Annotated in this window: 8 protein-coding genes; all 8 read left to right on the forward strand. The window is 70.4% G+C overall.

Annotated features, from left to right (window positions below):
• Nucleotides 1-19: 19 nt before the first annotated feature.
• Entirely contained in the window at nucleotides 20-502 is a 483-nt protein-coding gene (coaD, locus tag B7438_RS14585; RefSeq protein ID WP_085370359.1) for a pantetheine-phosphate adenylyltransferase, read from the forward strand.
• Nucleotides 499-1,605, forward strand: coding sequence for a MoxR family ATPase (locus B7438_RS14590; protein ID WP_085370360.1), 1,107 nt, complete (start codon nucleotides 499-501; stop codon nucleotides 1,603-1,605). Before coaD ends, B7438_RS14590 begins: the two co-directional genes overlap by 4 nt.
• Nucleotides 1,606-1,608: 3 nt before the next feature.
• Nucleotides 1,609-2,922 (forward strand): DUF58 domain-containing protein, encoded by a 1,314-nt coding sequence (locus B7438_RS14595; RefSeq protein ID WP_085370362.1) that lies wholly within the window; start codon nucleotides 1,609-1,611, stop codon nucleotides 2,920-2,922.
• Entirely contained in the window at nucleotides 2,915-5,182 is a 2,268-nt protein-coding gene (locus tag B7438_RS14600) for a DUF3488 and transglutaminase-like domain-containing protein (protein ID WP_085370364.1), read from the forward strand. Before B7438_RS14595 ends, B7438_RS14600 begins: the two co-directional genes overlap by 8 nt.
• Nucleotides 5,183-5,193: 11 nt before the next feature.
• Nucleotides 5,194-5,754: a DUF177 domain-containing protein gene (locus B7438_RS14605; protein ID WP_373270201.1), complete on the forward strand. Its 561-nt coding sequence runs from the start codon at nucleotides 5,194-5,196 to the stop codon at nucleotides 5,752-5,754.
• 2 nt (nucleotides 5,755-5,756) lie between these two features.
• A complete protein-coding gene (gene rpmF, locus B7438_RS14610) occupies nucleotides 5,757-5,960 on the forward strand; it encodes a 50S ribosomal protein L32 (protein WP_055893012.1) in 204 nt (67 codons plus the stop codon).
• A 27-nt stretch (nucleotides 5,961-5,987) separates the two neighbouring features.
• The gene (gene rnc, locus B7438_RS14615) at nucleotides 5,988-6,701 is read left to right on the forward strand and encodes a ribonuclease III (protein WP_085370365.1); all 714 of its coding nucleotides are present in this window, start codon (nucleotides 5,988-5,990) and stop codon (nucleotides 6,699-6,701) included.
• On the forward strand, nucleotides 6,679-7,565 hold an 887-nt coding region (gene mutM, locus B7438_RS14620), incomplete at its 3' end, for a bifunctional DNA-formamidopyrimidine glycosylase/DNA-(apurinic or apyrimidinic site) lyase (RefSeq protein WP_085370367.1). The genes rnc and mutM, both read left to right, overlap by 23 nt.

Below are 7,565 nucleotides of genomic sequence, written 5' to 3' on the forward strand. Positions count from 1 at the left end.
CGGGATAGTCTGAAGGTCTATGAACAGGATCGCCGTTGTCCCTGGATCGTTCGACCCGGTCACCCTCGGGCATCTCGACGTCATCGAACGTGCCGCAGGCCTGTTCGACGAGGTCCACGTGCTCGTCGTGCACAACCCGGACAAGAGCGCCCTCCTGCCCATCGCTCAGCGGGTCGCCCTGATCGAGCGCTCGATCGCGGACGCCGGGATCCCCGGGAACATCGTCGTCGCATCCTGGAGTGTCGGCCTGCTGGTCGACTACTGCACCGATGTCGGGGCGCACGTGCTCGTCAAGGGCATCCGGTCGCAGGTGGACGTGGCGTACGAGACGCCGATGGCCATCGTCAACCGCCACCTCGCAGCGGTCGAGACCGTGTTCATCCTGCCCAACCCAGCCAACGCCCACGTCTCCAGTTCCCTCGTGCGCCAGGTCTCCGCGCTCGGGGGTGACGTGAGTCCATACGTCCCCACCGCCGTCTACGAGTATTTGCAGGAGACATGAACAGTTACGCGACGCGCCAGCCGACCGAATCGTCGGTCGCCCCCGATGAGACGGACCACGCCACCGGGATGGACCTCGATGAGCTGAGGCGCGCCGCGGCCCAGATCACCGCCAACGTCGAGTCGGTCATCGACGGCAAGCACGACGCCGTCCAGACCGCGCTCACCGTGCTGCTCGCCGAAGGGCACCTGCTGATCGAGGATGTGCCGGGCGTCGGGAAGACGATGCTCGCGAAGTCGCTGGCGAAGTCGGTCGACTGCACGGTGAGCCGCATCCAGTTCACGCCGGACCTGCTGCCGAGCGACGTCACCGGCGTGTCCGTCTACAACCAGGCGGAGCGGCGGTTCGAGTTCAAGCCGGGAGCGGTGTTCGCGAACATCGTCATCGGCGACGAGATCAACCGCGCGAGCCCCAAGACCCAGTCTGCGCTGCTCGAGTGCATGGAGGAGCGGCAGGTCACGGTCGACGGCTCCACTTACCCGCTGAGCGCGCCGTTCATCGTCGTCGCCACGCAGAACCCGGTCGAGATGGAGGGCACGTACGCGCTGCCGGAGGCGCAGCGCGACCGGTTCATGGCGCGCATCGCGATGGGTTACCCCGACGACGCCTCCGAGCTCGCCATGCTCACCACCAGGGACACCTCCAGCCCGCTCTCCCGGATCGGGCCGGTCGTCACCTCGGACGAGCTGCGGGCCATGATGACCACCGCCCGCAGCGTGTTCGCCTCCACACCGGTCAAGCAGTACGCGGTCGACATCGTGCGCGCCACCAGGGAGGACAGGGACCTGCGCCTCGGCGGCAGCCCCAGGGCCACGCTGCAGCTGGTGCGGGCGGCGAAGGCGATGGCGGCGCTCGACGGCCGCGACTTCGTGCTCCCCGACGACATCGACACGCTCGCCGTCCCCGTGCTCGGGCATCGGCTGCTGCCGACCAGCCGCGCGCTCGGCCACCACCACGAGAGCGCGCCGGTGATCGCGGACATCGTCCGCAGGATCGTCGCGGCGACCCCCGTGCCCGTCGGCTCCGGCGCGATCGGGGCAGCGGGGGGTTCCGGCCGTCCGGACGGTGCGAACCGCCCGACCAGGGCAGGGCAGGCGGGCTGAGCCATGCCGCGGCGCGCCCGAACGTCGTCGCCGGTCAGAAAACCCCGGCCGACCGTCCGCGGCTGGGCGCTGTTCGCCGTCGGTGTCGTCGCGCTCGTCGCCTCGGTCGCGCTCGGGCGCACCGACGTGCTGTTCGTCGGCGTGTTCCTCACTGTCCTGCCGCTGGCGGCGATGATCTCGGTGACCGTCGACCGCCCGAGACTGACCGTCACCCGCAGCTTCCACCCGGACATCGTGGCGGCGGGGGAGACCGCGACCGTCGTGACGACGGCCCGCAACGAGTCTCCCCGACCGAGCCCGGCCGCGAACTGGCGCGAGTCGGCCCCTCCGGCGGTCGGGGTGCAGGGCCAGGCCCCGTTCCCGCGGCTCGGCGCCCACCAGCAGAACGTGAGCCACGGCAGGGACACCATCGTGCTGCGGCAGGAGGTGCGCGCCAAACACCGGGGATCGCATCCGGTCGGCCCGCTCATCGTCAGCCGCACAGACCCGTTCGGGCTGGCGTACGCCGAGTACGCCCTCGGGCAGCCGAAACAGTTCGTGGTCACCCCGCGGGTGACGGCCCTGCCGGGCGGCGACCTGGATGTGGCGCGCAGCGAGGGCACGGAGCACGAGCTGCTGCGCCACAGCATCCCGAGCGCCGACGAGCTGATCGCGCGTGAGTACCGGCCGGGAGACCCGCTGCGCCGCGTGCACTGGCGAGCGACGGCACGCCACGACAAACTCATGGTGCGGCAGGAGGAGCGCCGCAGCAATCCGGAGGCGTGGCTGATCGCGGACACCAGGGACGTCTCGGCACCGGATGCGGAGTTCGAGACCCTGGTGGAGCTGGTCGCCTCGATCGGCGTCCACCTCCTCGACGAGGGCTTCGTGGTCAGCGTCGTCGAGACGGGGCCGCGCCAGCTCTCCGGCAGGAGCGGGGCGGGCAGGACCGGAACGCTGGGAGCAGCGACGCCGACCTACGACGTCGGCAGCGCCGACCGGCTGCTGCTCGCCGACCTCGCCGGCATCGAACCGAGCGACGTGCCCCGCGACGACGCGGTCGCCGAACTCGCGGCGGGGCTCCGCCGCTCCGGCCGCGCCGTCCCGGTGTTCGCCGTGCTCCTCGGCGGCTCCCTCAACGAGCTCGGGGCGCTGGCCGCCGTCCGCTCGATGTGCGACCCGGCCGTCGCGTTCATCGGGGCGTCCGCGCCCCAGGAGGTCGAGGACGTCCTGGCGGACGCCGGATGGCTCTGCGTGCCGTTCTCGGGAGGGGACGACCCGGCCGACAGCTGGCAGCGCGCCCTCGGGCGGCGCAGGGCGGCGGTGAACCGTGGCTAGCGAGCAGGCGTTCGCCGGCGCCGTGCCGCTGGTGCGGGAGCGACGGCAGGGGTACTGGCGGCTGACGACGGCGCTGCTCATCCAGGTGGTCGCCGTCAGCTTCGCGCTGGTCGGCCTCATCCAGGGCGCGGGCTGGTGGTTCGCTCTGGTGTTCTCTGCCGCCCTGCTCCTGGTCACCGGAGCGGCGCTGCGCACGGCCGGCGTGCACCGGCGCATCGTGCCGCTCCTGCTGCTGGCCGAGGCGGCGGTGGTGATGACCGTGGCCTTCGGAAGGGGAACCGGCCTGCTCGGCATCCTCCCGACGCCGCGCACCTTCGCGGCGTGGGGCGACTTCATCGACCAGGCCATGCTGTCGATCTACCAGCAGGGCACCCCGGCGGAGAGCCTGCCGGAGTTCATGTTCCTGGTGGTCGGCGGCGGATGCGTCCTCGCCATCCTGCTCGACACCCTCGCCATCGCGTTCCGGGTGCCCGCGTTCACGGCGCTCGGGGTGGGGATCGTGCTCGTGGTGCCCGGCGCGCTGCTCGGCGACGGGCTCGACCCGTTCGCGCTCGCGGCGTCCGCCGCCGCGTTCCTCTGGCTGCTGCGCTGCGACGTGCGCACCAGGCGGCCGGGGACGCCCCGGCCGACGGCCTCCCTCTCGATCTCGGCGGCCGCGGTGGTGGTCGCGCTCATCCTGGGCGGCACGGCTCCGGGCTTCGACAGGGGCGGCGCGACCTCGTTCACGGCGGGGGGCATCTCGATCGGCGGCACGGTGACGCCGCTGATCGACCTCGGCAAGGATCTGCGCAGGCCGGCGGCCGTGCGAGCGCTCACGTACACGACGACGGCATCGTCCGGGCAGTACCTCAAGCTGGCGTCGCTCGACCAGTTCACCGGGTCGGTCTGGAAGCACAGGGAGCGCGACACCAAACGGCTGCCGAGCGGCAACACGATCGGGCCGGTGTTCGGGCTCTCCGACACGGTCGCGACCACCAAGATCACCACGAAGGTCGAGATCGACAACATGCAGAGCCGCTGGCTGCCCGTGCCGTATCCGGTGCAGGGCGTCTCCGGGCTGAGCGGCACCTGGTCGTGGGATCCCGACGACCTCACCGTCGGCGCGATCAACACCACGACGCAGGGCCAGAAGTACACGGCGACCAGCCTCGTGCTGCAGCCGACGGCCGACCAGCTGCAGGCGGCGGGCGGATTCGTGCCGGCCTCGGTCGAGCGCGACCTGTTCCTCCCTCCGGATCTGCCGTCGATCATCGCCAGCACCGCCATCTCCGCCACCAAGGGCGCGGTGTCCGAGTACGACAAGGCGGTCGCGTTGCAGGACTACTTCCGCGACAACGGCTTCACGTATTCGACGCAGACCCCGCTCAAGCAGGGCTTCGACGGAGACGGCGGGCGCGTGATCGCCAAGTTCCTGCAGGTCAAGAGCGGATACTGCGTGCACTTCGCCTCGGCGATGGCGCTGATGTCCAGGGCGCTCGGCATCCCGTCGAGGGTCGCGGAGGGCTACCTGCCCGGCGCGACCAGCGGAGGAACGGCCAACAACCCCGGCCAGTACACGGTGACCAGCGACGACCTGCACGCCTGGCCGGAGCTGTACTTCGCCGGAGTCGGCTGGGTGGCGTTCGAGCCGACCGTCGGCCGCGGCACCATCCCGAGCTACACCCGGCCGGACAGTACGCCGACCGCCGTCGTGCCCGGCTCCACCTCGACCTCGACGGCCGGCTCCAAGGCCATCGTGCCGACCGACCCGGCGAACCTCGGCAGCCCGACGGGGGCCACGGCGCCGTCCACCCTGCAGCCGGTGATCTCAGGCGTCGGCGTCGCGCTCCTCATCGTGGCGCTGCTGCTCACCCCGGCCGTGCTGCGCAGGGTGAGACGCAGGAACAGGCTGAGGAGGCTGACCGACCAGTGGGGCGGCGCATCCACGGCCTGGGACGAGCTGCGGGACACGGCGAGGGATCTGGGCTGGATCGTCCCGGCGACCGAGACCCCGCGCGCCTTCGCCGTGCGGGTGGCGTCCGCCGTGGCCGGAACGCCGGGGGAGGACGCTGTGCGCAGGCTGCTGGCCGTCAGAGAACGGGATGCGTACGGGCCGCCCACCCGGGCGACCGCCGTGGGCCTCGGCGACGATCTGACGCGCGTTCTTGCCGCCCTGGAGGCGCAGGCCGGGGCAGCGCTGCGGCTCAAGGCGGCGCTCATTCCTGTGTCTCTCATCCCAGCCGCGTGGTCTCCGGCCCCTAACCAGGGAAGACCCGCGTAAAATAGTCGCTCGTGACCAAGTTCAGAACCACGCCGTACACCGTCAATGTGTACGACATCATCCACCGCCCAGGCGAGATGCGCGAGCAGCGCATCCAGCTGCCGGTCGCGGAGAAGATGGGCGAAGGGCTGGTGAGCGTCCCCGAGGGCTCGACCATCGACCTCGACCTCCGGCTCGAGTCGATGCACGAGGGCATTCTGGTGACCGCGGAGGCCGAATCGACGGCCGTCGGGGTCTGCGGACGCTGCCTCATCGACATCGAGCAGCCTGTCAAAGTCGATATCCAGGAACTTTTCGCGTATTCTTCTGACGAAGCTTTTGATTTTGAGGTTCACGACGACCACGTGGATCTTGAACCTCTGATCAGGGACGCGGTAGTGCTGTCACTGCCGTTTCAGCCGGTGTGCCGGCCAGACTGCCCAGGACTCGACCCCGAGTCAGGGGAGCGGCTGGCGGATGTGCCGGACCGCGAAGCCACAGCGATTGTCGATCCTCGATGGTCTGCGCTCGCGGCCTTCCAGGCTTCCGACACCACTGAATCCACCAGCAGCAGTAACAGAGAAGAGAGATAACCATGGCTGTTCCGAAGCGGAAGAAGTCACGCGCCAACACGCACGCCCGTCGTTCGCAGTGGAAGGCCGAGGTCCCCACGCTCGTCAAGACCGTCGAGGGCGGCAAGGTCACGTACAGCCTGCCGCACCGCGCCAAGGTCGTCGAGGACTCCGCAGGCACCGCCCTGTTCATGGAGTACAAGGGCCGCAAGGTCGCCGACGTCTGATCGTCGTATGACGGACGGAGTCGTGCGATGACCGAGGATTCGGTCGCGCGTACAGAACTCATCGAGAAGCTCGGAGTCGATATCGGCCCCGAGCTTCTCGAGCTTGCGCTGACGCACCGCTCGTACGCGTACGAGCACGGCGGCATCCCGAACAACGAGCGTCTCGAGTTCCTCGGGGACTCGATCCTCGGGCAGGCCGTGACGGTCAAGCTGTTCGTGGAGAACCCGCAGCTCGACGAGGGCGACCTCGCGAAGCGGCGCGCCAGCCTCGTCAGCTCCGTCGCCCTCGCAGAGGTGGCGCGCAGCATCGGTCTCGGCGAGTACCTGCTGCTCGGCCGCGGCGAGAACCAGAGCGGCGGCCGCGAGAAGGCCTCCATCCTGGCCGACACGGTCGAGGCGATCATCGGCGCCGCATACCTGCACGCGGGTGGCGAGGCGGCGACGGCACTCGTGCTGCGCCTGATCGAGCCGCTGCTCGACGACCCCGCCCGCTTCGGCGCGGCGATGGACCCCAAGACCAGCCTGCAGGAGGCGGCAGCCCACCGCGGAGCCGGCATCCCGGTCTACACGGTGACCAACAGCGGGCCGGACCACTCCAAGACCTTCCACGCCACGGTCGCCGTCGGCAGCCTCGTCACGGCGAGCGGCGACGGCACGAGCAAGAAGCAGGCCGAGATGGCCGCGGCGCTCAGCGCCTGGACCACCCTCACGCAGCGACGTGCCAGAGCTTCCCGAGGTTGAGGTCGTCCGGGCGGGCCTGGCGCCCGCCGTCACCGGAGCGACCATCCTCGGCGTCGAAGTCTTCGAGCCGCGGTCTCTGAAACGCCACGACCCGGTCGCCGGTGCGTTCGACGCGCTGCTCACCGGCCGGGTGATGGAGACCCCGGCGCGGCGCGGCAAGTTCTTGTGGATCCCGCTCGCTGCGGCCTCGGCTTCTGAGTCTCGCTCGGCGATCGTCGCGCACCTGGGCATGAGCGGGCAGATCCTCCTGCGGGAGCCTGGCGCCGTCGAGAACGGGCTGCTGCGCATCCGGATGCACATCGAGCAGCCCGGGTACGGCGAGCTGTGGGTGCACTTCGTCGATCAGCGCATCTTCGGCTCGATGGCGGTGGATGCGCTCATCCCCACCGCAGACGGCGCGCCAGGCGGCCTGGGCACGGACGAGCCGCTCGTGCCGTCGCAGGTCGCCCACATCGCCCGCGACCCGCTCGACCCCGCCTTCTCGGATGCGGCGTTCGCCGCCGCCCTGTCCCGGAAGAATACCGGCATCAAGCGCGCGCTGCTCGACCAGACCCTGATCAGCGGCATCGGCAACATCTACGCGGACGAGGCCCTCTGGGCGGCGAAGCTGCACTACGCGCAGCCGGCGTCGTCGCTCTCGCGGGCGCGCATCCGGGGCCTGTTGGCGGAGGTGCGCCTGGTGCTGCAGAAGGCGCTGGCGGAGGGCGGCACCAGCTTCGACGCCCAGTACGTCAACGTCAACGGCGCCTCCGGCTACTTCTCGCACAGCCTCAACGCGTACGGCCAGCAGGGCAAGCCGTGCCCGCGCTGCGGCACGCCGATCGTGCGCGAGCAGTTCATGAACCGCTCCTCCCACTTCTGCCC

Origin of the sequence: Leifsonia sp. NCR5 (assembly GCF_002105485.1) — a bacterium.
Classification (GTDB): Bacteria; Actinomycetota; Actinomycetes; order Actinomycetales; family Microbacteriaceae; genus Leifsonia.

Excerpts from the sequence above, each read along its gene's own strand:
- coaD (WP_085370359.1), top strand. The coding sequence starts at position 20 with ATGAACAGGATCGCCGTTGTCCCTGGATCGTTCGACCCGGTCACCCTC.
- B7438_RS14590 (WP_085370360.1), top strand. The coding sequence starts at position 499 with ATGAACAGTTACGCGACGCGCCAGCCGACCGAATCGTCGGTCGCCCCC.
- B7438_RS14595 (WP_085370362.1), top strand. The coding sequence starts at position 1,609 with ATGCCGCGGCGCGCCCGAACGTCGTCGCCGGTCAGAAAACCCCGGCCG.
- rpmF (WP_055893012.1), top strand. The coding sequence starts at position 5,757 with ATGGCTGTTCCGAAGCGGAAGAAGTCACGCGCCAACACGCACGCCCGT.
- rnc (WP_085370365.1), top strand. The coding sequence starts at position 5,988 with ATGACCGAGGATTCGGTCGCGCGTACAGAACTCATCGAGAAGCTCGGA.